Here is a 23,499-nt window from a genome sequence, read left to right as displayed (position 1 = left end):
CATTGGCCTGGTGCTACCGGAAGGGTAGGCGGAGGATGGCAGGATCGGCCGCGGCATCCCGCTCGGCGTCCCCGTCGTCCTCCGGCGCCACCTCCCCGGCTGTCGCCGTCGCGGACACCGCACGCGCCGAGGTCACCGCCCTTCCCGCCGGCCTGCCGCGCCGCGTCGCCGTGGTGATCCTGCCGCGTGCCGGGGAGTCGTTCGCCTCCTGGGTGGACCGCTTCGCCGCCGAGCACCGGATTCCGCCGGGCACGGCAGCAACCCTGCTCGGCTTGGAGGTCCGCGGCTACCGGACCTCCGACGTGCGGCCGGTGTTCTACGGCCTGGCCCTGTCGGCGACCACCCGGCGCAGGCTGGTCGCCGCGACCGGGCTGGAGGCGGCGGTGCTCGACGACATGCAGCTGGCCCGCTACGACGGCACCGCCCTGAACCTGACCGGACTGGACCTGAGCAGCGAGACCAGCCTGCGGCGGCTGCTCAAGCGGGAGTGGTTCCTGCCGCACGGCAGCCGGGCCTGTCCGCGCTGCCTGGCCGAGGCGCCGGTGTGGCCGACGTGGTGGCGGCTGGGGATCGCCGCGGTCTGCCCGGTGCACCGGGTGCTGCTGCTCGATGTCTGCCCGAGCTGCGGCATCCCGCTGCGCCGCGGCTATGCCGGTCACCCCCGTGGGCTGTCCAGGGCGGTCCTCATCGACCCGCGCGTGTGCGGTAACCACATCGGGCCGGGCCGCTGCGCCCAGCCGATGGGCGCGATGCCCGCCACGCCGGTGGAGCAGCACCTGGTCGCCGCCCAGCAGGCGGCGCTGTGGGCGGCCGAGGGCCGGCCGGTGCCCATCGCCGGGGAATCTGTGGAACCGGCCCAGTGGTTCCAGGCGGTGAAGTACCTCGCCGGGATGATCCGGTTCACCGGTGCCGTCGTGCGCCTGCCGCGTCGGGCGGAGGCGAGCACACGGGCGTGGATGCGCACGTTCGCCTGTGAGTACCGGCAGCGCCGCGAGGCCGGCAAGGTCGTGCCCGGCAGCCTGCGTGCCATCCCGGCCGGCGCCGAACACGCCGCCGGGCTGCTGGCCGCCGCCCACCACGTCTTCGCCGCCCCGGATCGCCGGGCGTGCGCCCACGGCATCGCCCCGCTGGTCGAGGCCATGACCGCCACCCGGCGCAGGTCGGGCGGGCACAACCCGCTGCGGCACGTACGCGCCCCCGAACCGCTGGCCGCCGTCCTGGACGAGCTGGTCCCGCCGTCCTCCCGTGTCGCCGGGGCGGTCCCGGTCCTGACCGATCCCGGGGCAGTCGAACTCCGACACGTGCCCCAGCAACTCGACCGCGCCGACTACCGCGACCTGATCGTCCGCCATCTGCCCGGCACCGCCGAACCCAGCGGACGCAGGCTCGCCGCGCTGGCCGTGGCCCGCCTGGTGGGCGCGGCGAGCTGGCCGGAGGCCGGACGGCAGCTCGACATGGACCCGCGCAAGGCCGCGCGCGCCTCCGACACCGTGCTGCGCCGGATCGGCGACGTCGGCGCGTTCTGGGACGCGATCAGCGAGGCCACCCGCCGCCTGGGCCGGCGTCCGCTGGTCGACTACGCCGACCGCCGCCGTCGGCTCCGCTCCCTGCACGAGGTTCCCGAGGCCGTACTTCGCCCGACGTGCGCCCGGCTCGGGTTCCCCGTGACCCCCGCACGCCGCCGCCACGCCGCCGCCTGGATCTGGGCTCGGCTCACCGACGGCGACATCCGCGATGCCCCCGCCTACCGGCACGGCTGGACGGCCACCCCCGAATCCGTGCGCGAGACATCGCGCCGGTTCGCCCGGTGGCTGCCCGACGAACTGGCCGCTGACCTGCTCACCTGGGCCACGACCCACTTCCTCGACGGAGAGGGGCCATGACACCGATCATGCCGCGCTGGCACACGATGGGCACCGGCACCCGCACGGCGGTGTACTACCGCGAGCCCGGCGGCGCCGACCAGGTGATCCCGCTCGCGCAGGCCCGCGACGTCGCGTTCGAGCACTGCCCGCCCGCCCGCGTAATCCCGCACTACATCGGCTCCCGCCACACCCCCGGCGACTACTGGTCGGCCACCACGGGCCGCCTGGTCGGCTACGAGAGCTGGCTGGAGTCCAAGTGGATGACCCTGCTGGACTTCGACCCGGACGTGACCGCGTTCGTCGGCCAGCCGCTGACCTTCGACGGCGTGGACACCGACGGCCCGTGGACCCATACGCCCGACCTGTTCGCCCGCCGCGTCGACGGCAGCGTACTGCTGCTGGACGTCAAGAACCCCGGCAAGCTCGACCACCTCGACGTGCAGCGCCAAGCCCGCCGCACCCGCGCCGCCTGCCGGGAACTGGGCTGGGACTACGGCCTGGTCGGCGAACCCGACCCGCAGTTGTGGGCGACCGTGTCCTGGCTGGCCGGATTCCGCAGACCTCCGCACGCCGGCGCCGAGTACCTCCCCCAACTGCTGGCACTGGCCCACAAGCCGGTCCCCATCGGTGACCTGTGCAGCTTCACCGAAGTCCCCGAGCTGGCCCGGCCGGTGCTGTTCCACCTGTGCTGGCAGCAGCAGATCGTCTTCGACCTCACCGAACCACTGCGGGAATCCACCCCCGTCCGGGCCCGCGCCGACGGCCCCGCCCAGCACGTCGACCCCCATCGGCAATCCAGCGCGCCGGCTCCCGACCAGTCGTGTCACCGACCCGTCCACCACCGGAGGCCAACCGTGACCCGGCCGCAGAAACTGACCCTGCACCAGTGGATCCGGTTCGAGGACGACGACCACCAGATCGTCGGATTCCTCGACACCGCCGTGCGACTGCGCTCGGCCAGCGGCGTCACCCAGATCATCACCACCGCCGCCCTGCTCGCCGACCTCTCCTTCGCCGCGGCCCCGACGCCCGCCACGGCACCCACCACCGACCTCACCGCCGGGAACGCCCCTGGCGGGACCGACGCGGACCCGCCCCTGGACACCGCGGCAACACCCGGCTGGGACCAGGGCGCGCTGTGGGACGACCTCGCCGACGACGTGCGCGCCGCCGCGTTCGAGCTGGAGGACCACCTGCGGGAGGCCACCACCGGCTACCGCTCCGGTAACGCCGCCGACCCGGCTCCCGGCGAACCCCGGCCCGCCTACGACCCCGCACGAACCCAGCGGGACCGGCTGGAAGCCAAAGCCGACGAACTGGGACTGAGCAGCCGCTGGCTGTGGAAGCAACTGCTGCGCTACCGCGAACACGGCGTCATGGCCCTGGTCGACCAGCGCAAGCAGCGCGCCCGCAACCCGCTGGCCCGCCTCGACCCACGCATCATCGACGCCATCCTCGACCAGGCCGCCTACGAGGAGAACGACTCCACCGGCACCCTGCTGCGGTTCTACCGGCGCGTCCAGAACCGGCTCGACGCCGCACACGGGCCCGGCGCGGTCGTGCTCCCCTCCGAGTCGACCTTCCGCCGGGCGACCAACCTGCTGCTGAAGAACCGCCACACCTTCGGCCTGTCCAAGACCCGCCAGACCACCGCGAACCAGCCCGACTGGTCCTTCGGCCACGTCGTCGCCCATCGCCCCGGCGAAATCGTCATGCTCGACACCACCCGGCTCGACGTCTTCGCCTACGACCCGATCACCGACGAGACCGTGCCCGTCGAACTCACCGTCGCCCTCGACCTGTTCTCCCGGTCGCTGCTGGCCTGGCGGCTCACCCCCGAAGGCACCAAGGCGATCGACATCGGGCTGCTGGTCGCCGACGCGATGACCCCCGAACCCATGCGGCCGGGCTGGGCCGACACCCTGCGGTTCTCCATGATGCGCATCCCCAACGAGCGCCTCCTCAAGATCGACCAGCGTCTCGCCGCCGCCGCGGCCCGACCGGTGATCTACCCCGAGACCCTGCTCGTCGACCACGGCAAGCCCTACAAGTCCGACGTCGTTCGCCGCGCCTGCACCTCGCTGGGCATCAACTTTCCCCTGGCACGCAAGGGAAAGCCCACCGACAAGCCGGAAGTCGAAGCGGTGTTCAACACCATCCGCCAGCAGTTCAGCGAACACGTCGCCGGCTACAAGGGGCCCGACGTCGCCCGCCGAGGACGTGATCCCCAGGGCGTGGCCCGCTGGACCATCGCCGAACTCGAAGAGTTCTTCGCCGAGTACGTCGTCGCCGTCTACCAGCGTCGCTGGCACGCCGGGCTGACCGTGCCGGGCTACCCGTCGGAACGGCTCTCGCCCAACCAGGCATACGAGCTGGGCGTCAGCCTCGCCGGGTACGTCACCTGCCCCAGCGACCCCACCATGTACTTCCAGCTCATGCCGATCGCGTGGCGCAAGATCCACCCGGACGGCGTGGAGAACAACCACCTGACCTACTACGACGACGTCCTGTACCGCTACCGCAACGCCACCTCGCCCTACCCCAACTCGGGCGGCAAGTGGCCGATCCGGTTCGACCCGCGCAACGCCCTGCACGCCTACTTCTGCGACCCCGCCGACGGCCGCTGGCACATGCTGCGCTGGACTCACGCCCTCGACGAGCACCAGCCGTTCACCGACAACACCCTGCGCGAGGTCACCCGGCTGATCGCCGGCCGCGGCAAACGCAAAGCGGACCAGGCCGAGGTCGCAGCCGCCCTGCTCGACCTGCAAAACCGCACCGACGCCCCGGAGTCCTGGACCAGCCAGGACCGCCGCCGTGCCGCACGCGACGCCGAACGCGCCCGCGCCTCCGCCCGAGACCACCACCGTGCCCTGGCCGGCGCGGCCGACACCCCGGACGAGCACAAGGTCCCGCCGCTGCGCGTGGTGCCCGACCTGGCCGCCCCCACCCCCGACGACGACTTCGACGACTTCGACTTCGGCGACATCACCCCGGCCAAGACCTGGGTGCCCCGACACCTCCGGGAGAGCTGATGCATCCAGGACTGGCCGAGCCCGCCACTAAGGAGGAGTGGCGTCGCTACCTCACCGCCACGCCGCCACCGGCGCCCGACATGCCCTCCCCGACCGAGTACCACGACATGTCCTCCGTCGCCCGTGCCCAGTTCAACCGGGCACGCAAAGCCCACCACAGCGCCGGCGTGCTGGTACGGACGCCCGACATCGAACGCCTGCACTACGAGCTGCACCGCCGCCTCGACGTCAACCGCTACCAGCCCGCCGGAGCCCGGCGCGGCAAGGTCATCGACGGGCCACCGACCACCGGCAAGTCCACCCTGGTGAAGCTGTTCGCCGCGGACTACGAGAACGAACTCCGCGAGACCGAGCCCGAGCGGTTCGTCACCGACGAGGGGCAGGAGTTCGTCCGCGACTACGTTCCGGTCGTCTACATCAGCATCCAAGCCCAGACCACCCCAAAGGACCTGTCCATCGCCATCGCGGACTTCCTCATGCAGCCCTACCGGAAATCCGCGACCAAGTCCGAGATCACCACCCTGGTCCTCAGGGCCATGCGCATCGTCGGCACCGAACTGGTCATCATCGACGACGCGCACTTCCTCGACGTGTCCCTCAAGGAGGGCAAGGTCGCCAACGACCACCTCAAGTACCTGGCCAACTACACCGCCGCCACGTTCGTCTACACCGGGCACGACCTCGAAGAAGGCGGCCTCTTCCTCGAAGGCAGCGCCAAGTCCCGCGCCACACAAACCGCCGGACGCAACGACCTACACCGAGTCACCCCCTTCTCCATCGGCACACCGGCACAAGCCAAGGAATGGGTCGGCGTGATCGCATCGATGGAAGCCGCACTGCTGCTCTACCAGCACCAACCAGGCAGCCTCACCCGGCACCACGGGCGATACCTCCACGAGCGCACCGGCGGCAGCATCGCCAGCCTGTCCAGCCTGATCCGCGAGTCCGCCATCGAAGCCGTCAACAGCGGCGCCGAGGCCATCACCCGCGAGGTCATGGACCGCGTCACGGTCGACAAGTCCGCAGCCGAGCACTTCGAGAAAGCCACCAAGCTCCGGACGCGAAAGCGGAACCCGCCCCCGGCGCGGCCAGGACGAGCGGTCGAAGCACCAGCGTAGGTTCGGACGCCAACCGCCCGGATTGCTGAACGGTTCGCTGACACGACACCCGCACACCGGCCTGTCGTTGAACCGTTCACTCACCAGGTCACAGCGTCGCCCTGCTGAACTCCTCGATGACGTCTCACAGGCGGGGCGGGCACCCTGCACGCCAACTCACCGGCCGAGGTCCCCGCGAGGCTGGAGGCGCTGGCCGCCCTGGGCGGACTGGACCGGCACGCGCTGCACAGCCAACTGGCCGCAGCGGTCAAGGTCGTGCTCCACGTGCGCCGCGCACCGGACGGCGCCCGGCACCTCGCGGAAATCGGCGTCCTGCACCGCCGTGGCGGTGACCTGGCAGTGGAACCGGCCTGGCGGCGCGACACCGGCTGGCACGAGGCCGGCGCCGTCCTCAGGTCACTGGTGGGCCGGTCGAAGCCGCATTCCGCTTCGCCTCCGGCGCGAACGGAAGGCAGGACGGAAAGCAGGGCGGAACCGGTGGGCACGTGGCAACCACCGGCCGACCGGGCAACGCCGGCCGACCAAGCGCGACCGGCCGACCAAGCACCGCTAACCAGCCGGACACCACCAGCCGAGTCGGCACCACCGGCCGGCATGGCACCGCCAGCCGGCGCGCTACCGCTGGCCCGCGTGGCACCGCTGGCCGGCACGGCACGTTCGGCTGGTGCGGCGCTGCCGACCGGTATGGCATCGCCGCCTGGTGTGGCGCTGTCGTCCGGTGCGGCATCGCCGCCTGGCGGGGCGCTGTTGGCCGGTGCCGTGCTGTCGTCCGGCGGGGCATCGCTGTCCGAAACCCAACCCGTGGTCAGGGCGAGGTCCAAGGCAGGTGCGCCATGAGCTTCCTGCTGTTGGCAGCCGCCGTCCTGGTTTATCCATCACCATCGGCGAGGCGGCGCTTGGCGCTGCTCCGGGGGCGGCCGACCCGCCGTTGGCGACTGCCGACTCCCGGCCGGCCTGCGGTGGTGGTGGCGGGGGCGGCCGTTGGTCTTCTCGTCGGTGTCGGGGGTGCGATCGCGGGCGCTTTGCTGGCGGCCACCGCGTGGCACCACCGCCGCGAGACCGCGCGTTGTCGCGCTCGGCTCCGGGCTTCTGCGGCGTTGGCCGAGGGCTTGAGCGCCTTCGCGGCCGAACTGCGCACGGGCGCGCACCCGGCCAGGGCGGCCGCCTGTGCCGCCGAGGACTCGGAGTCGCCCGCCACCGAGGTCTTGCGCGCCATCGCCGCCGCGTCCGCCCGGGGTGGTGACGTGGAGGTGGCGTTGGCGGACTTCCCCGATGCCCGTCACCTGGCGCGGGCGTGGCGGTTGGCCGTGGACCACGGCGTGCCGCTGGCCGACGTGCTGGAGGCGGTGCGCCGGGACCTGGACCGGCGCGTGACGTTCACCAGGCAGGTCCAGGCCCGCATGGCGGGGCCGCGCACCAGCACCGCCGTCCTGGCCGGTCTGCCGCTGTTCGGCGTCCTGCTGGGCGAGCTGACCGGCGCGGGGCCGCTCGCCGTGCTGACCGGTAGCGCGGCGGGTCAGGTGCTCCTCGTCGTCGGTGCGTTGCTGATCTGCGCGGGTCTGCGCTGGAGCGGTCGGCTGACCAGGCAGGTGATCGCATGAGCCTGTTGCTGCTTGCCCTGGCGCTGCTCGTGTTCCCACCGCCCCGGAGGGCCGCGTCGAGGCTCAAGCCACCTCGCGCCCGCCCGCGCCGGCTGAAACCCGTCCCACCGGACCCGCTCGCGGCGGCGGCGACCTGGGACCTGCTCGCCGCGGCGCTCCGGGCGGGGCTGCCCGTGGCCAGGGCCGTGCACGCCGTGCGCTCAGGTGTGCCGCCCGGCCCGGCCGAACGCCTGCGCGAGGTCGGCGACCTCCTCGCCCTGGGAGCGGACCCGGTGACGGCGTGGGCCGGGGCCCTGGGTCACCCCGACATCGCACCGCTGGCACGGGCGGCGCGCCGCACGGCCCGTTCCGGCGCGGCTCTGGCGAGCGCGGCGGCGGACCTCGCCGCCGAGGCGCGGGCGAAGGTCGCCGACCGGGCCGAGACCCGCGCGCAACGGGCGTCGGTCCTGGTCGCGGGACCGCTGGCGCTGTGCTTCCTGCCCGCCTTCCTGTGCCTCGGGGTGCTGCCGGTGGTGATGGGGCTGATCGGTGGCATGGGCGAGTGATGAAGAGTGTCCACTGTGGATGGAGGAAGAAGATGTCGTTGGACGACAAGGGGACGGTGACGGTGGAGTACTCGCTCTGCCTGCTCGCCGCCGCGGCGCTGGCCACGGTCCTGCTCGTCGCCTTGAAGGGCGACTGGGTGGTCGGGTTGGTCCAGGGGATGCTGGAACGAGCCTTCGAGGTGAGCGCATGAGGACCGGCTGCGCGGCGGACCCGGGAAACCCGGCTGTCACAGGGGAAGGCCGGGAGGAACGGCGGCTCGACCCGGTCCGCGCCGGGCCGGGGGACGAGCTGACCCGGAACAACTCGCCCACCAGGCCGATGCCGATCAAGCCGATACCGATCGAGCCGATGCCGATCAGGTCGCCGCGAGCAAGCGTGCTGCCCGCGCGAACCACGGCGACCACGACAACGGCGGCGACCACGGCGACCACGGCGACGGCGGCGACCACGGCGACCACGTTGGCTGTGCCGGCAGCGGGGAGCGGTGGGCGCGCTGCGGCCGGCGGTGGGCGACCGGTCGGGGGAGCGGGTAGGCGATGTCCCGGCTCGCTGGTGCCGGAATGTCGGCTGCGGTCGGTGTGGCGGTCTCGGCGGCGCTCGGGCTCGCGGCGGCGGTGGCGGTCGCGCTCGGTGTGGCGGGGGTGTGCGGAGTCGCGGTGGTTGCCGCGCGGGGATCGGGGCGCGGTGACCGTCGAGGCGGCGGTCGCGATGTGCGGGTTGGCCGTCGTGCTGGTGCTCGGGGTGACGGCGGTGATGGCGGTCGTCGGGCAGCTCCGGTGCACGGACGCGGCTCGGGAGGCGGCTCGGCTCGTCGCTCGCGGGGAAGGGGGGCGGGTCGGCGGTGTGGTGGAGGCGATCGCTCCGGCGGGTGCGCGGGTGGCGGTTCGGCGGGAGGGGGACGGGGTGTGGGTCGAGGTCGCCGTGTCCCGGTTGGGCGTCGAGTTGCGGGCCCGTGCTTACGCGGTCGTGGAGCCGGGGGTGGTGGGTGTGCGGTGAGCGGTGTGCGGAGGTGGTGGCCCGGTGACGACCGCGGGACGGCGTCGGTCCTCGCGGTCGCGGTGGCGGGGGTGTGGTTCGGGCTCGTCCTGGTGGGGGTGCACGTCGGGGCGGCCGTGGTGGACCGGCACCGGGTGGCCGCCGCCGCCGATCTCGCGGCGTTGGCGGCTGCCGGGCACCTGGTGGCCGGGGTCGGGGCTGCTTGCGGGCAGGCCGAGGCGGTGGTCGGGCGGATGGGCGGTCGGTTGGCCGGGTGCGAGGTGGACGGGTGGGAGGTGAGCGTCCGGGTGGTCGGTGAGCCGTCGGTCGTCGGTGGGACGAGGCTCTTCGGCGGTCGTCCGCTGTTCGGCGCGCCGAGCGCGCGGGCACGGGCAGGTCCGGCTGAAGGCTGAACCCCTGCTCCCGCGACGAGCGGTCGTTCGTCGGCGATGAACGGGTGGACCAGGCCGCAGATTCGCGGCCTCGCGGTGGATCAGCAGTTCCCGCGCTGTTCTGCCGCTCGTCCGCCGCTGTTTCGCTCGACGTGCCGAATCGACCAGTTGTCGACTGGCGGTTACCAGAACCGCCGGTCATGTCGTTAGTTCAAGTGGCGACACCGACGCGGTGTCGAGGAACACCAGACGCGGTGTCGCGGGTTCACAGGAGGCGAACGGACGATGGAGTGGTCGGATAGCTGGCGCGGGGCCTTCCGCATCGAGCTGCGCGCGGAGGCGGTCACCCTCGCGTGGCACGGGTGGTCCGTGCTGCCGGGCACCTATCCGGCGGGTGAGCGGTGGGCCGGGCCCGACGGTGTCGAGGACCGCGGGCCGGTGCCCGTCCACCACGACTGGCAGGACCGCATCGGCACCCGCGCGGACCAGGTCGCCACCTGGTGGAGCGGCCAGTCCTACAGCATCCTGCTGGCCACCGGGCACGGCGTGGACGCCGTCGAGGTCGACGCCGAACTCGGCCGGCGGGCCGCGGTCGCGCTGCGCGCCACCGGGATCCCCGTCCCGATCGTGGCCACGCCCGCCGGGCGCTGGATGTTCCTCGTCGCCTCCGGCGGCGTGCTGATCGCCGACCCCGGCGTCACGCACCGCGCCCAGGGCGAGTACGTCCCGCTGCCGCCGAGCCCGGCCCACCACGGCGTCGTCCACTGGCGGGTCAAGCCCCACATCTGCGCCTGGCAGCTGCCGCACGCGAGCGTCGTGCACGAGGCACTGCTCAGCGCACCGAGCTACGACCTGGTCGCCGCCGACCGGTCGTGATCACCGTGGCCGTGCCGGGCGTCGCCGGGGTTCACCCCGACCGCCCCGATCACGACGTCCAGCACGGCCACCCCGCCAGCCTTGTCCAGCGGATCGTTGCCATTCCCGCACTTCGGCGACTGAACGCAGGACGGGCACCCGGCCGGACACGCGCAAGCAGCGATGGCCTCCCTAGTAGCGATCAACCACGGGACGACCGCGTCGAAACCGCGGTCGGCGAACCCGGCACCGCCCGGATGACCGTCGTGCACGAACACCGTCGCCTCCCCGGTGTCCTGGTGCAAGGCGGTCGAGACACCACCGATGTCCCAGCGGTCGCAGGTCGCGAAGAGCGGTAGCAGGCCGATCGCCGCGTGTTCGGCGGCGTGCAGTGCGCCGGGGACGCGCGCCGGAGCCAGACCGGCGCCCCCCGGCGCACTGCCCAGCAACCCCGCCGACACCGCGTACCAGACCGCCCGCGTCACCAGCGTCAACGGCGGCAGGTCCAGCGGCACCGAGTCGACCACCTGGCCGGACGGCAGCTTCCGCAGGTAGCCGACCACCTGCGAGGTCACCTCGACCTCGCCCAGGCACACCTTCACGCCCGGGAACTCGCGCTCCTCCAGCACCCGCACCACCGAGATGTCCTTGGTGTCCCGCGCCGTGGTCGACCACTCCGGCCGCTCCGCGCGCACGAGCGCGATGCCGGTCCCCAGGTCCAGCTGGTCCACCACGTACGACTCGCCCTGGTGCAGGTAGACGGCGCCGGGGTGCACCGTCCAGTGCGCCGAGCCGGGGTCCACCGTGCCGAGCATCCGGCCCGAGTCCGCCTCCACCACCACGACCTGCTCGCCGCCGGAACCACGGATGTCGACGTTCGCGTGCGGCCGGTCGTGCGACGTCCAGTACCAGCCGTTGGGCCGTTCGCGCAGGACGCGGTCGGCGGTCAGGCCCTCGACGACCGCGAGCGCCGCGTCGCCGCCGAAGTCCGCCAGCGAGTCCGGCGTGAGGGGCAGCTCCGCCGCGGCGCACGCGAGGTGCGGCGCGAGGACGTACGGGTTCGTCGGGTCCAGGACCGTGGCCTCGACCGGCTTGTGCAGCACGGCCGACGGGTTGTGGACCAGGTAGGTGTCCAGCGGGTCGTCCCGGGCCACGAACACGACCAGGGCGTCCGAGTCGCCGGTCCGGCCGGCGCGGCCCGCCTGCTGCCAGAACGAGGCCAGCGTGCCCGGGAAGCCCGCCACCACGACGGCGTCCAGGCCGACGATGTCCACGCCCAGCTCCAGGGCGTTCGTGGTGGCCAGCCCCAGCAGCTCGCCCGACGACACGGCCCGCTCCAGCGCCCGCCGCTCCTCCGGCAGGTACCCGCCGCGGTAGGCGGCGACCCGGCCCGCCAGCTCCGGGTCGACCTCCGACAGCAGGCGGCGGGCGCCGATCGCGGTCAGCTCGGCGCCGACGCGGGAGCGCACGAACGCCAGCGAGCGCGCGCCCTCCACGGTCAGGTCGGCCAGGATGCGCGCCGTCTCCGCGCCCGCCGACCGGCGCACCGGGGCGCCGTTCTCGCCTTCGAGGTCTTCGAGCAGCGGGGGTTCCCACAGGGCGACCGTGCGACCGGCGCGCGGCGAACCGTCCTCGGTGACGGCGACGACCTCCACGCCGAGCAGCGCCCGCGCCGACGCGGCCGGGTCCGCGACCGTGGCCGAGGCGAGCACGAAGGTCGGGTTCGCGCCGTACCGCGCGGCCACCCGGCGGAGCCGGCGCAGCAGCAGCGCCACGTGCGAGCCGAAGACCCCGCGGTAGGTGTGGCACTCGTCGACCACCACGCAGGTCAGCCGGCGCAGGAACCGGATCCACCGGGCGTGGTTCGGGAGCACGCCCCGGTGCAGCATGTCGGGGTTGCTGAACACCCAGTTCGCGTGCGCCCTCACCCAATCGCGCTCGGCGATCGGCGTGTCGCCGTCGAACGACGCCGCGCGCACGCCGGGGAGCCGCAGCTCCTCCACCGACCGCAGCTGGTCAGCGCCGAGCGCCTTGGTGGGCGACAGGTAGAGGGCCGTCGCCCTCGGGTCGGTCGTCAGCGCGCTCAGCACCGGCAGCTGGTAGGCCAGCGACTTCCCCGAGGCGGTGCCGGTCGCGACCACCACGTGCTCGCCGGCCCACGCGCGTTCGGCGGCCTCGACCTGGTGCCGCCACGGTCGGGTCACGCCACGCTCCACCAGGGCGGACGTGACGGCCTCCGGCACCCAGGACGGCCAGGGCGCGTGCTGCGCGGGGCGGGGTGGCAGGTCTTCGGTGTGCGTCAGCGGCGATTCCCCGGTCGGCACGCCGGCGAGGACCCGGTCCAGCAAACGACGTCCCTGCTCCGCCACGTCCGGCAGCTTCGCACACCGGTGCTCCGGGTGGGCTTCACGTGCTGGGGGAGGGGCGGGGAGGTGGGGGGCGGGAAGCGGGAAGCGGGGGTGGTCGGAGGCGGGGCAGGGAGGTGTGCGTGTGGGGAGGAGCCGGATTCGGGTGGTGTTTTCACAGGGTGTCCGGGTACTTGGCGGGGTGCTCCGCGTCCTGTGTGGATAACGGTGTGTGTACGGATCGACGCGCGCCGTTGCCCTGTTGCGCGCTATGAATAGACTCCGCCGCTATCGCATCCAATGAGGGATGCATCACGTTGTGACGAGGGTGACAGGCACGGAAGTGACCGGCCTCACATCAACGTGATGGCCCTCATTGGGCCAGAAAAACTCACCAGGAGGACGGATGTCCCGGCAATTCCTCGCGGAGGGCTTGGAGCTCTCCGGGGGTGATCGCGGCCTCGTGGCCGTGGTCGCCGTGGTCGCGCTGGCCGCCCTGGCCGTCGGGTACGTGCTGCTCCGGGAGGTGCTGGCCGCGGGCCAGGGCACCCCGAAGATGCAGGACATCGCCAAGGCGGTCCAAGAGGGCGCGGCGGCCTACCTCAACCGGCAGTTCCGCACGCTCGCCATCTTCGTGGTCGTCGTGTTCGTGCTGCTGTTCGCGCTCCCCGCCGAAGACATCGGGGAACGCATCGGCAGGTCGCTGTTCTTCATCGTCGGCGCCGTGTTCTCGGCGATCATCGGCTACCTCGGCATGTGGCTGTCGACCCGTGCGAACGTGCGCGTCGCCGCCGCGGCCAACGAGGCGGGCGGCCGTGAGAAGGCCACGCGGATCGCGTTCCGCACCGGCGGCGTGGTCGGCATGTTCACCGTCGGCCTCGGCCTGTTCGGCGCGGCGGTGGTCGTGCTGGTCTACGCCGGTCAGGCCCCCAAGGTGCTGGAGGGCTTCGGCTTCGGCGCGGCGCTGCTCGCGATGTTCATGCGGGTCGGCGGCGGCATCTTCACCAAGGCCGCCGACGTCGGCGCCGACCTGGTCGGCAAGGTGGAGCAGAACATCCCCGAGGACGACCCGCGCAACGCCGCGACCATCGCGGACAACGTGGGCGACAACGTCGGCGACTGCGCGGGCATGGCCGCCGACCTGTTCGAGTCCTACGCGGTGACGCTGGTGGCGTCGCTGATCCTGGGCACGGCCGCGTTCGGCGTGCAGGGTTTGCTGTTCCCGCTGATCGTGCCCGCGATCGGCGTGTTCACCGCGGTCATCGGCGTCTACATCACGAGGGCGCGCGTCGGCGAGAGCGGCCTGGCGGCGATCAACCGCTCGTTCTACATCTCGGCGCTCATCTCCGCGGTGCTGTGCACGGTGGCGGCGTTCGTCTACCTGCCCTCGTCGTTCGGGGCGCTGGAGGGCGTGTCCGAGGCGGTGGCCTCGACCGGCGGCAACCCGCGGTTCATCGCGGCGATGGCCGTGATCATCGGCATCGTGCTGGCCGGCGTCATCCTGTGGCTGACCGGCTACTACACCGGCACCGAGCACAAGCCGGTCAAGGAGGTCGGGCGCACCTCGCTGACCGGCGCGGCGACGGTCATCCTGTCGGGCATCTCGGTCGGCTTCGAGTCCGCCGTCTACACGGCGCTGGTCATCGGCGGCGCGGTCTACGGCGCGTTCCTGCTGTCCGGGTCCGTGGTGGTGGCGCTGTTCGCGGTGGCGCTGGCCGGCTGCGGCCTGCTGACCACGGTGGGCGTCATCGTGGCCATGGACACCTTCGGCCCCGTGTCCGACAACGCGCAGGGCATCGCGGAGATGTCCGGCGACGTGCACGGCGAGGGCGCGCAGATCCTGACCGAGCTGGACGCGGTGGGCAACACCACCAAGGCCATCACCAAGGGCATCGCGATCGCCACGGCCGTGCTGGCCGCGACCGCGCTGTTCGGCTCCTACAAGGACGCGATCTCGCAGGCGCTGGCCCAGGTGTCGGTCGGGCTGGACGAGGTGCCCGTCTCGTTCTCCAACCTGGTGTCCGACCCGAACGTGCTGGTCGGCGTGGTGATCGGCGCGGCGGTCGTGTTCATGTTCTCCGGCCTCGCCGTGAACGCGGTGACGCGGGCGGCCGGTGCGATCGTGTTCGAGGTGCGGCGGCAGTTCCGGGAGAACCCCGGGATCATGGACGGGACCGTGAAGCCGGAGTACGGCCGGGTCGTGGACATCTGCACGCGCGACTCGCTGCGCGAGCTGGCCACCCCCGGGTTGCTGGCGGTCATGGCGCCGATCGCGGTCGGGTTCGGGTTGGGCGTCGGGCCGCTGGCCGGGTACCTGGCGGGCGCGATCGCCACGGGCACGCTGATGGCGGTGTTCCTGGCCAACTCCGGTGGCGCCTGGGACAACGCGAAGAAGCTGGTCGAGGACGGCAACCACGGTGGCAAGGGGTCGGACGCGCACGCGGCGACCGTCATCGGCGACACGGTGGGCGACCCGTTCAAGGACACCGCCGGGCCGGCGATCAACCCGCTGCTCAAGGTGATGAACCTGGTGTCGGTGCTGATCGCGCCGGCGATCGTGACCTACTCGGTGGGGGCGGACGCCTCGGCCGGGGTGCGGTACGCGATCGCGGCGGTGGCCGCGGCGATCATCGTGGCGGCGGTCGTGGTGTCGAAGCGGCGTGGGACGGCTATCGCGGACGCTCCGGCGGAGGCCACCACCTCGGCGTGAGCTGGGTGGTCGGGTTGAGCTGGGTGGTTCGGCCGAGCTGAGTGGTTGGTTGGTCGAGCTGAGCGTGCGGTTGGGCCGGTTGGGTGGTTGAGCCGGTTGGCCGGTGGGGCGGGGCGCCCGGTGTGGGCGCCCCGCCCCTTTCGCGTTGGTGGGGCAGACTGGGGTGGTCCAGAGGTCGAGGCCCCGGGTCGGGGTGGGATCCCCGGGCGAGAGGTGGGAGTGCCCTGATGAGGTTTGTTCCGCTGGTGGCCGCGGTGCTGGTGGTTGCCGGGTGCGGGTCAGGGGGTGACTCCACCGCGCCGTCGTCGTCCGCCCCGCCGGGGGACGAGGCGGCGGTGGCGTACATGGACAAGGTGTGCACGGCGGCTTCCGCGTTCGTGACGACCCCGAAGACGCCGCCCCGGCTCGACGGGGGCGACCCGGCCGCGCTGAAGGCCGACATGGCCGTGTACATGGGGCAGATGGCCGACGCGTTCACCCGGACGGCTGGTCAGCTGAGGGAGGTCGGGCCCTCGCCCGTGACGGGCGGGGACGAGCAGGTCGAGCGGATGGCGGTCACGTTCACCGACATCGCGAAGAACTTCGGCGACGCCAAGGCGGCGCTGGAGGCGGCTGACGCGAACGACCCGGTGGGCGGGTTGCAGGCCGCTGGTGAGGCCATCACGCGGTTGGACTCGTTCGTGGAGCCGCTGAAGCAGTTGGAGGCGTCGCCGGAGCTGGCCGCGGCGGCCGAGAAGGCCGACGCCTGTCAGTCGTTGCGCACGTTGACGCCGCCGGAGAGCGCCGCGCCGACCACGTGAGGCTCACCTGGATGTGGCGCGGTGCGGTTGTGGGTTACAGGAGTGGCTGTTCGTGGGTACCTGTGCGGTGATGGCCGTAGCAGGCGTCCTGTAAGCGCGGTGTAGGGGTCGTAGTAGGTTGCGCCCTCTGACTTCACCCTAATGGGGGGTAATTGTGAAGAGTGCTCTGAAGCGCCGCGCTGCGGTCGCCGGTGTGCTGTCGGCGGCCCTGGTGACCGCCGCGTGCGGCGGTGGCAGCGGGTCTTCGGCCTCGGGCTCGGGCTCGTCGACGGCGACGACGACCAGCACCACGGCGTCGGCCAGTGCCGACCCGGTGGAGTGGGCCGGCACGTTCTGCGAGGGCATCGGGCCCACGGTCGAGGGCGTGATGAACCTGCTCAAGACCATGTTCGAAGGCGGCGCCGAGGACCCGGCGGTGCAGAAGCAGGCGCTGCTCGACTACAGCGGACCGGCCGGCAAGTCGCTCACCGACGCCGGGGAGAAGCTGGAGGAGATGGGTGCGCCGTCGGCGGACACCCAGCAGTTGCACGACGAGCTGGTCAAGTTCTTCAACGACTCCGGGGAGACGTTGACGCAGGTCAACGACGAGTTGGCGGCGCTCGACCCGAATGACCCCGAGTTCGCCACCAAGCTGGAGCAGTTGGGCGGGGACCAGGCCGACCCGTCCAAGTTGCAGGAGCAGGTGAAGAAGCTCCAGGACGACCCGGAGCTGGGTGAGGCGTTCAAGCAGGCCCCGCAGTGCGTGGAGATGACGGAGATGCTCCAGTCGCTGGGCGGCTGAGTGCCGGCCGGCTGGGTCTTGGGCGGCTGGGTGCCGGCCGGCTGGGTGCTGGCCGGCTGGGTGCCGGGCGGCTGAGTCCTGGGCGGTGGTTCAAGCCCGGTGGTGGGAAGCCGCTGGTGAAAGCCCCGGTGGTGGCGAAGGCCTCGATTTGACATGGGGCCCTTACGAGTACCGGAGGCAGGCCGCAGCCGGCAGGCACGGCGGGGAAGAGCGTCCCGCCGAGCCTGCCGGCTCCGACCAGCCTATGGCACTCGAACCCATGTCAAATCGGGGCCGCCGGCCGCTGCCGGTCCCGTTCTACCCGCGTGTCGTCCAGTCGGGCATCGCGTGTCCTCCGGTCCGGCATCGCGAGTCGTCCGGTCCGGCATCGCGTGTCGTACGTTCCGGTTGGGCGTGTCGTACGTTCAGGTCGCGCGTGTCGTACGTTCGGGACCGGTGAGTTCTGGGTTCGGGACCCCTGTGGTTGGTGGGGCTGGTGTGTTTCAGCCCTTCGGAGACTGGTGGGGGTCGAACGTGTGTTCTACGCTGCTTGGCCGTGGGGCAACTGTCCTTCTTCTCGGCCGAGGCCCGGCAGCCTTGTGTCGGTGACCTGGCGGGTCTGCTGTGCGGACCCGGTCAGGCGCTGGGGTTCGCCCGGGGGCGGGCGGCTCGGGTTGTGGTGGGGGTGGACACGGAGGCTCGGGGGCGGGCTGTTGCGGGGGCGTTGGCCGAGCGGGGGGTTGAGGCTCGGGTTGAGGTCGGGGATGGGGGTTTGCGGGTCTCGACCGCTTTTCGAACTGATTTGACCGGATTGGCCTCGCAGTGGCTTGATGGTGGGCGGAAGGTCGTTCCACCCGGTTTCGCCCTTGACGGTGGTGTGCTCCGCTTGTGGGCGCTGGGGGCCGGTCGGTGGATCGAGTCCGGGTATTTCCTGGGGCTCGACGCCGGTGCGCCGGAGACGCACGAGCCTTTGCGCGAGGCATTGGGTTGGGCGGGGTTGCCCTCGACCATCTCGGGCGGACCCGCACTTCGTGTGGTTGGTCGCAGGAGGCTCGAACGGCTCGCTGAGCTGGTCGGACGGGCTCCTCGGGGTGTTGCGGAGCGCACCTGGCCGGCCGCGTAGCGCGTCCTCCCGGCGGAAGATGGGGCACAGTTGTGTCACCCTGTCCCGACCAGGGCTGCCCAACGGCGACAAAGGACAGTGCACACTGGCGGGTTGGGACACAGTGTTCGAAGAGAGCGGGACGGCGTGGCTGGATCGACACGGGCGAAGAGGACAAACGGGGGCACGGGCAACCGGCGGTTGGTGATCGTCGAGTCGCCCACCAAGGCGCGCAAGATCGCGTCTTACCTCGGACGGGACTTCGTCGTGGAGTCGTCCAGGGGGCACATCCGGGACCTGCCCAGGGGCGCCGCCGACGTGCCCGCGAAGTACAAGGGCATGCCCTGGGCCCGGTTGGGCGTCGACGTCGACAACGCGTTCGAGCCGCTCTACGTGGTCACGCCGGACAAGAGGGCGACCGTCGCCGAGCTGAAGGAACTGCTCAAGGACGCCGACGAGCTGTACCTCGCGACGGACGGCGACCGCGAGGGCGAGGCCATCGCCTGGCACCTGCTGGACACGCTGAAGCCCAAGGTGCCCGTGCGCCGGATGGTGTTCCACGAGATCACCGAGCCCGCGATCCGCGCGGCCGCCGCCAACCCGCGCGACCTGGACCAGAGCCTGGTCGACGCCCAGGAGACGCGCCGCATCCTGGACCGCCTCTACGGCTACGAGGTCAGCCCCGTGCTGTGGAAGAAGGTCATGCCGAAGCTCTCGGCGGGCCGCGTGCAGTCCGTGGCGACCCGGATCGTGGTCGAGCGGGAGCGCGAGCGGATGCGGTTCGTGTCCGCCGGGTACTGGGACGTGTCGGCGGTGATGGACGCCGGGGCCGGGGCGGCGCCGCGGAACTTCGCGTCGCGCCTGGTCGCGGTCGACGGGGTCCGGCTGGCGGTCGGGCGCGACTTCGGCTCGGACGGGCGGCTGAAGGACGGCGCCGAGGTCCGGGTGCTGGACGAGGCGCGGGCGCGGGCCATCGCGGAAGGCCTGGTCAACGCGTCGCTGGCGGTCTCCTCCGTGGAGGAGAAGCCGTACTCGCGGAAGCCGTACGCGCCGTTCATGACCTCCACGCTCCAGCAGGAGGCGGGTCGCAAGCTGCGGTTCTCCGCCGACCGGACCATGCGGACCGCCCAGAAGCTGTACGAGAACGGCTACATCACCTACATGCGCACCGACAGCACGACGCTGTCGGAGACGGCGATCACGGCGGCGCGGGCGCAGGCCACCGAGCTGTACGGGGCGCAGTACGTGGCGAGCGCGCCGCGGCAGTACAACCGCAAGGTCAAGAACGCGCAGGAGGCCCACGAGGCCATCCGGCCGGCGGGCGAGGTGTTCCGGACGCCGGGCCAGGTCGCCGGCGAGCTGGACTCCGACGAGTTCAAGCTCTACGAGCTGATCTGGCAGCGCACGATCGCCTCGCAGATGGCCGACGCGCGGGGCAACACCACGTCGGTGCGGATCACCGGGCGGGCGGCGGGCGGCGAGGAGGTCACGTTCGCCTCCTCGGGCCGGACGATCACGTTCGCCGGGTTCCTGAAGGCGTACGTCGAGACCGTCGACGCGGAGGCGGGCGGCGAGTCGGACGACGTCGAGTCGCGGCTGCCGCAGCTGGTGAAGGACCAGGTGGTGACGGCCGCCGAGCTGTCGGCGGACGGGCACTCGACGTCGCCGCCGCCGCGGTTCACCGAGCCCTCGCTGATCAAGACCATGGAGGACCTCGGCATCGGGCGCCCCTCCACGTACGCCTCGATCATCAGCACCATCCAGGACCGCGGCTACGTGTGGAAGAAGGGCTCCGCCCTGGTCCCGTCGTGGGTGGCGTTCGCGGTGGTCGGGCTGCTGGAGCAGCACTTCGGCCGGCTGGTCGACTACGACTTCACCGCCGCGCTGGAGGACGAGCTCGACGGGATCGCCGCGGGCCGGCAGGAGCGGACGACCTGGCTGTCCGGGTTCTACTTCGGCGGGAACGTCGGGCCGGAGTCGTCGGTGGGGCGGTCCGGCGGCCTGAAGAAGCTGGTCGGGTCGAGCGTCGAGGAGATCGACGCCCGGGAGGTCAACTCGATCCCGCTGTTCGCCGACGAGGAGGGCCGCACGGTCTACGTCCGGGTCGGCCGGTACGGGCCGTACCTGGAGCGGGAGGTCGACGGCGCGTCGCAGCGGGCCAACCTGCCCGACGACCTGCCGCCGGACGAGCTGTCGCCCGAGATCGCGGAGAAGCTGTTCGCCACCCCGCAGGAGGGGCGTTCGCTGGGGGTCGACCCGGTCAGCGGTCACGAGATCGTGGCCAAGGAGGGCCGGTTCGGGCCGTACGTGACCGAGGTGCTGCCGGATCCCCCGGAGGGCAAGAAGGCCGCGAAGCCGCGCACCGGGTCGCTGTTCAAGTCGATGTCGCTGGACTCGGTGACGCTGGACGACGCGCTGAAGCTGCTGTCGCTGCCGCGCGTGGTCGGCAAGGACCCGGAGACGGGCGCCGAGATCACCGCGCAGAACGGGCGGTACGGGCCGTACCTGAAGAAGGGGACCGACTCGCGGTCGCTGACCGGCGAGGACCAGCTGTTCACGGTCACCCTGGACGAGGCGCTGAAGATCTACTCGGAGCCGAAGAAGCGGGGTCGGGCGGCGGCCGCGCCGCCGCTGAAGGAGCTGGGCGCGGACCCCGTCTCGGGCAAGCCCATGGTGGTCAAGGAGGGCCGGTTCGGCCCTTACGTGACCGACGGCGAGACCAACGCGTCGCTGCGCAAGTCCGACAGCGTGGAGGGCCTGTCCGACGAACGGGCGGCCGAGCTGCTGGCGGAGAAGCGGGCGAAGGGCCCCGTGACCAAGAAGAAGGCGCCGGCGGCCAAGAAGGCACCCGCTCGGAAGAAGGCCCCGGCCAAGTCCAAGGGCTAGTCTCGGGGGTCGGCGCTGGGAGGTGGCGTGGACGAGTTCGGTCCGGACGGCACGCAGGCCCTGCCACCTCCCCCGTCCTTCCCCGACCCGCTGGCCGGGCTGGTCACGGGCGAGGGGCCGCCCCACCGGGAGGTCGTGACCCCGGTGGAGCCGGCCCGGCCCGTGGCGCCGCCGGTGGTGGCCGTCCCCGCGCCGGTGCAGCGGGGGCCGGCACGGCGGCGGCAGGTCCCGCGGCCCGACCCTCCCGCGCCGACGCTGCACGCGGCGTTGCCGGCGGAGCCGAAGAAGGGCCGCGGCGCGCTCGTCGGGTGCCTGGTCGTGCTGCTCGTGGTGAGCGGACTGCTGGTCAACGTGCTCCGTGAGATCATCGGGGCCGTGGCCGACCTGCTGAGGTGATCTCGCTTCGGTCACCCGTGAGGTGGTTGTGGCCATCCGGGTGAATCGCCCCGGCTACGCTGGTGGCCTGGCACAACGGGGGTGAGCACGATCCAGGACGGCGGCACAGCGGCTTCGACCAGCCACCGGATTCGCAGCGTGTTGGCGATCCGGCCGTTCCGCAGGCTGTGGGCCGTCACCTATCTGTGCAGTGTCGGTGACTGGCTGTCGTTCCTGGCCTTGACGGGCCTGGTCACGCAGCTCACGGACAGCTACCAGTGGCAGAGCTTCTCGCTGAGCCTGGTGGTGCTGACGCAGCTGCTGCCGGGCATCCTGTTCGCCCCGGTCGGCGGCGTGCTGGCGGACCGGTTCGACCGCCGCAAGGTCATGGTCGTCTGCGACCTGCTCCGCGGCGGCCTGTTCATCTCGATCGCCCTGGTCGGGACCACCTGGTGGCTGTTCATCGCGAACTTCCTGGTCGGCTGCTGCGCGATGCTGTGGATCCCGTCCAAGGACTCCGCGGTGCCGAACCTGATGCGCCGGCCCGACCAGGTGGAGACGGCCAACCAGCTCGGCCTGGTCATGACCTACGGCATCTCGGTCATCTCCGCGTCCGGCCTGTACGCGCTGATCTCGGGCATCCCCGGCTACCTGAACCTCCAGAGCTCCAACCTGGACTTCCGCATCGCGACCATCGCCGTGATGGTCAACGGCGCGCTGTACGTGTCCGCGGCGATCATGGTCGCCACCCGCATCCCCGAGCTGTCCGGGCGGATCGCCTCGGTGAACCGGCGCAAGCGCGAGGACGGCGAGGCGGACGGGTTCTTCGCCATGATGCGGGACGGCCTGAGGTACGCGGGCCGCACGCCGCTGGTGCGCGGGCTCGTCATCGGCATGGTCGGCGCGTTCGCCGCGGCGGGCGCGGTCATCGGCACCGCGCCGCTCTACACCCAGTCGCTGCTGGGCGGCGCGTCGACGTTCGGCCTGCTGTTCGTGGCGGTGTTCGTCGGCCTGGCGCTCGGCATGGGCTCGGCGCCCCGGATGGCACGGCAGCTGTCGCACGACCGGCTGTTCGGGCTGACGATCCTGGTCGCGGGCCTGAGCCTGGTGGTGGTGGCGCTCGCGCCGCACCTGTGGGTGGCGCTGGTCGCGGTGGCATTCGTCGGCGCGTCGGCGGGCGTGGCGTTCCTGACCGGCCTGACCATCGTCGGCTCGCAGGTCGAGGACGCGATGCGCGGCCGGACCGTGGCGCTGCTCCAGTCGCTGCTGAAGGTGGTGCTGGCCATCTCCTCGGCCGCCGCGCCGCTGCTGGTGTCGCTGGTGCAGCAGCGCACGATCACCGTCTTCGGCCACCCGATGCAGGTCGACGGCACCCGGCCGGTGCTGTTCGGCGCCGGGTTGCTGGCGGCGCTGCTCGGGCTGGTCGCCTACCGGCAGATGGACGACCGGCGCAGCGAGCCGATCCTGTCCGACCTGCTCTCGGCCCTGCGCGGGCGCGGGCGGCGCAAGGGCGGCGTGCTGATCGCGGTCGAGGGCGACACCCGGCTGGACACCGCCGCGCAGTCCCGGCGGCTGGCCGAGGCGCTGCGCGCCCGCGGGCGCGACGTGCTGCTGGCGTCGGACCCGGACCTGGACGAGCAGCGGCTGCGCAACCTGCTGACCACCGCCGACCTGGCCGGCGTGCGGGCGCATGCCCTGGTGGCCGCGGCGGTGCGGGCGGACGTGGTGGAGCGCGAGGTGCGGCCCGCGCTGGACCGCGGCGCGCTGGTCGTCATGGAGCGGTACGTCGACAGCCCGCTGGCGCACTTCAGCGCGGTGGGCAGCGTCGAGCCGCGCGAGGTCGAGGGCCTGGTCGACTGGGCCACCGGTCGGCTGCGGCCGGACGTGACCGTGCTGCTGGACCGCACGCCGTCGCAGGCGCGGTCGGGCGGCGCGATGGAGAACGCCGAGCACCACTGGCGGGTGCGGGAGCTGCTGGCCGAGATGGCCGCGGCCGACCCCGAGCGGTACGTGGTGGTCGACGCGGACGGCACCGAGGACGAGGTCGCCGAACGGGTGGCGCAGGCGGTGCTGCCGCTGCTGTCGGCGCGCGCCGGGACGACGTCCCGACCGGTGGCCGAGAGGTCCTGACGGA

General features: G+C 72.3%; 16 protein-coding genes and 1 pseudogene. 16 read left to right on the top strand and 1 reads right to left on the bottom strand.

All coding sequences use genetic code 11. From position 1 onward, the window contains the following. The first annotated feature begins 35 nt into the window (after positions 1-35). From ABD223_RS02410 to ABD223_RS02365, 10 genes and pseudogenes are all read left to right on the top strand, one after another. A complete protein-coding gene (locus ABD223_RS02410; RefSeq protein WP_344034143.1) occupies positions 36-1,883 on the top strand; it encodes a TniQ family protein in 1,848 nt (615 codons plus the stop codon). Next, positions 1,880-4,900, top strand: coding sequence for a TnsA-like heteromeric transposase endonuclease subunit (locus ABD223_RS02405; RefSeq protein ID WP_344034142.1), 3,021 nt, complete (start codon positions 1,880-1,882; stop codon positions 4,898-4,900). Before ABD223_RS02410 ends, ABD223_RS02405 begins: the two co-directional genes overlap by 4 nt. Beyond that, a complete protein-coding gene (locus ABD223_RS02400; protein WP_344034141.1) occupies positions 4,900-6,018 on the top strand; it encodes a TniB family NTP-binding protein in 1,119 nt (372 codons plus the stop codon). Before ABD223_RS02405 ends, ABD223_RS02400 begins: the two co-directional genes overlap by 1 nt. A gap of 129 nt (positions 6,019-6,147) precedes the next feature. Next, positions 6,148-6,390, top strand: a pseudogene (locus ABD223_RS02395) (TadA family conjugal transfer-associated ATPase); the annotation flags it as partial. Positions 6,391-7,127: 737 nt separating this feature from the next. Further along, the gene (locus ABD223_RS02390; RefSeq protein ID WP_344034140.1) at positions 7,128-7,619 is read left to right on the top strand and encodes a type II secretion system F family protein; all 492 of its coding nucleotides are present in this window, start codon (positions 7,128-7,130) and stop codon (positions 7,617-7,619) included. Continuing rightward, complete coding sequence (locus ABD223_RS02385; RefSeq protein WP_344034139.1) at positions 7,616-8,164, top strand: type II secretion system F family protein; 549 nt, start codon at positions 7,616-7,618, stop codon at positions 8,162-8,164. Before ABD223_RS02390 ends, ABD223_RS02385 begins: the two co-directional genes overlap by 4 nt. Positions 8,165-8,196: 32 nt before the next feature. Then, a complete protein-coding gene (locus ABD223_RS02380) occupies positions 8,197-8,355 on the top strand; it encodes a DUF4244 domain-containing protein (RefSeq protein ID WP_344034138.1) in 159 nt (52 codons plus the stop codon). Between the two features lie 494 nt (positions 8,356-8,849). Next, a complete protein-coding gene (locus ABD223_RS02375) occupies positions 8,850-9,161 on the top strand; it encodes a TadE family type IV pilus minor pilin (protein WP_344034137.1) in 312 nt (103 codons plus the stop codon). Further along, on the top strand, positions 9,158-9,553 hold the full coding sequence (locus ABD223_RS02370; protein ID WP_344034136.1) for an Rv3654c family TadE-like protein: 396 nt from the start codon (positions 9,158-9,160) through the stop codon (positions 9,551-9,553). The genes ABD223_RS02375 and ABD223_RS02370 overlap by 4 nt, the downstream gene beginning before the upstream one ends. A gap of 264 nt (positions 9,554-9,817) precedes the next feature. Beyond that, positions 9,818-10,408, top strand: coding sequence for a bifunctional DNA primase/polymerase (locus ABD223_RS02365; protein WP_344034135.1), 591 nt, complete (start codon positions 9,818-9,820; stop codon positions 10,406-10,408). On the opposite strand, the gene ABD223_RS02360 is transcribed toward ABD223_RS02365, so the two are convergent. Beyond that, on the bottom strand, positions 10,378-12,756 hold the full coding sequence (locus ABD223_RS02360) for a DEAD/DEAH box helicase (RefSeq protein WP_380646303.1): 2,379 nt from the start codon (positions 12,754-12,756) through the stop codon (positions 10,378-10,380). The two genes, ABD223_RS02365 and ABD223_RS02360, sit on opposite strands and share 31 nt — an antisense overlap. Positions 12,757-13,138: 382 nt before the next feature. Here ABD223_RS02360 and ABD223_RS02355 point away from each other — a divergent pair, with 382 nt between their 5' ends. The 6 genes from ABD223_RS02355 (at position 13,139) to ABD223_RS02330 (ending at position 23,495) form a co-directional block, all read left to right on the top strand. After that, the gene (locus tag ABD223_RS02355) at positions 13,139-15,442 is read left to right on the top strand and encodes a sodium-translocating pyrophosphatase (protein WP_344034134.1); all 2,304 of its coding nucleotides are present in this window, start codon (positions 13,139-13,141) and stop codon (positions 15,440-15,442) included. 227 nt (positions 15,443-15,669) lie between these two features. Beyond that, positions 15,670-16,242: a hypothetical protein gene (locus ABD223_RS02350; protein ID WP_344034133.1), complete on the top strand. Its 573-nt coding sequence runs from the start codon at positions 15,670-15,672 to the stop codon at positions 16,240-16,242. 154 nt (positions 16,243-16,396) lie between these two features. Then, positions 16,397-17,023: a hypothetical protein gene (locus ABD223_RS02345; protein ID WP_344034132.1), complete on the top strand. Its 627-nt coding sequence runs from the start codon at positions 16,397-16,399 to the stop codon at positions 17,021-17,023. A gap of 1,228 nt (positions 17,024-18,251) precedes the next feature. Next, entirely contained in the window at positions 18,252-20,990 is a 2,739-nt protein-coding gene (topA, locus tag ABD223_RS02340; protein WP_344034131.1) for a type I DNA topoisomerase, read from the top strand. 27 nt (positions 20,991-21,017) lie between these two features. Continuing rightward, complete coding sequence (locus ABD223_RS02335; protein WP_344034130.1) at positions 21,018-21,386, top strand: hypothetical protein; 369 nt, start codon at positions 21,018-21,020, stop codon at positions 21,384-21,386. An 81-nt stretch (positions 21,387-21,467) separates the two neighbouring features. After that, positions 21,468-23,495, top strand: coding sequence for a bifunctional MFS transporter/dTMP kinase (locus tag ABD223_RS02330; RefSeq protein WP_344034129.1), 2,028 nt, complete (start codon positions 21,468-21,470; stop codon positions 23,493-23,495). Positions 23,496-23,499 lie beyond the last annotated feature (4 nt).

This window comes from Saccharothrix xinjiangensis (assembly GCF_039527585.1).
Classification (GTDB): Bacteria; Actinomycetota; Actinomycetes; order Mycobacteriales; family Pseudonocardiaceae; genus Actinosynnema; species Actinosynnema xinjiangensis.
This window is presented reverse-complemented; position numbering and strand designations above follow the sequence as displayed.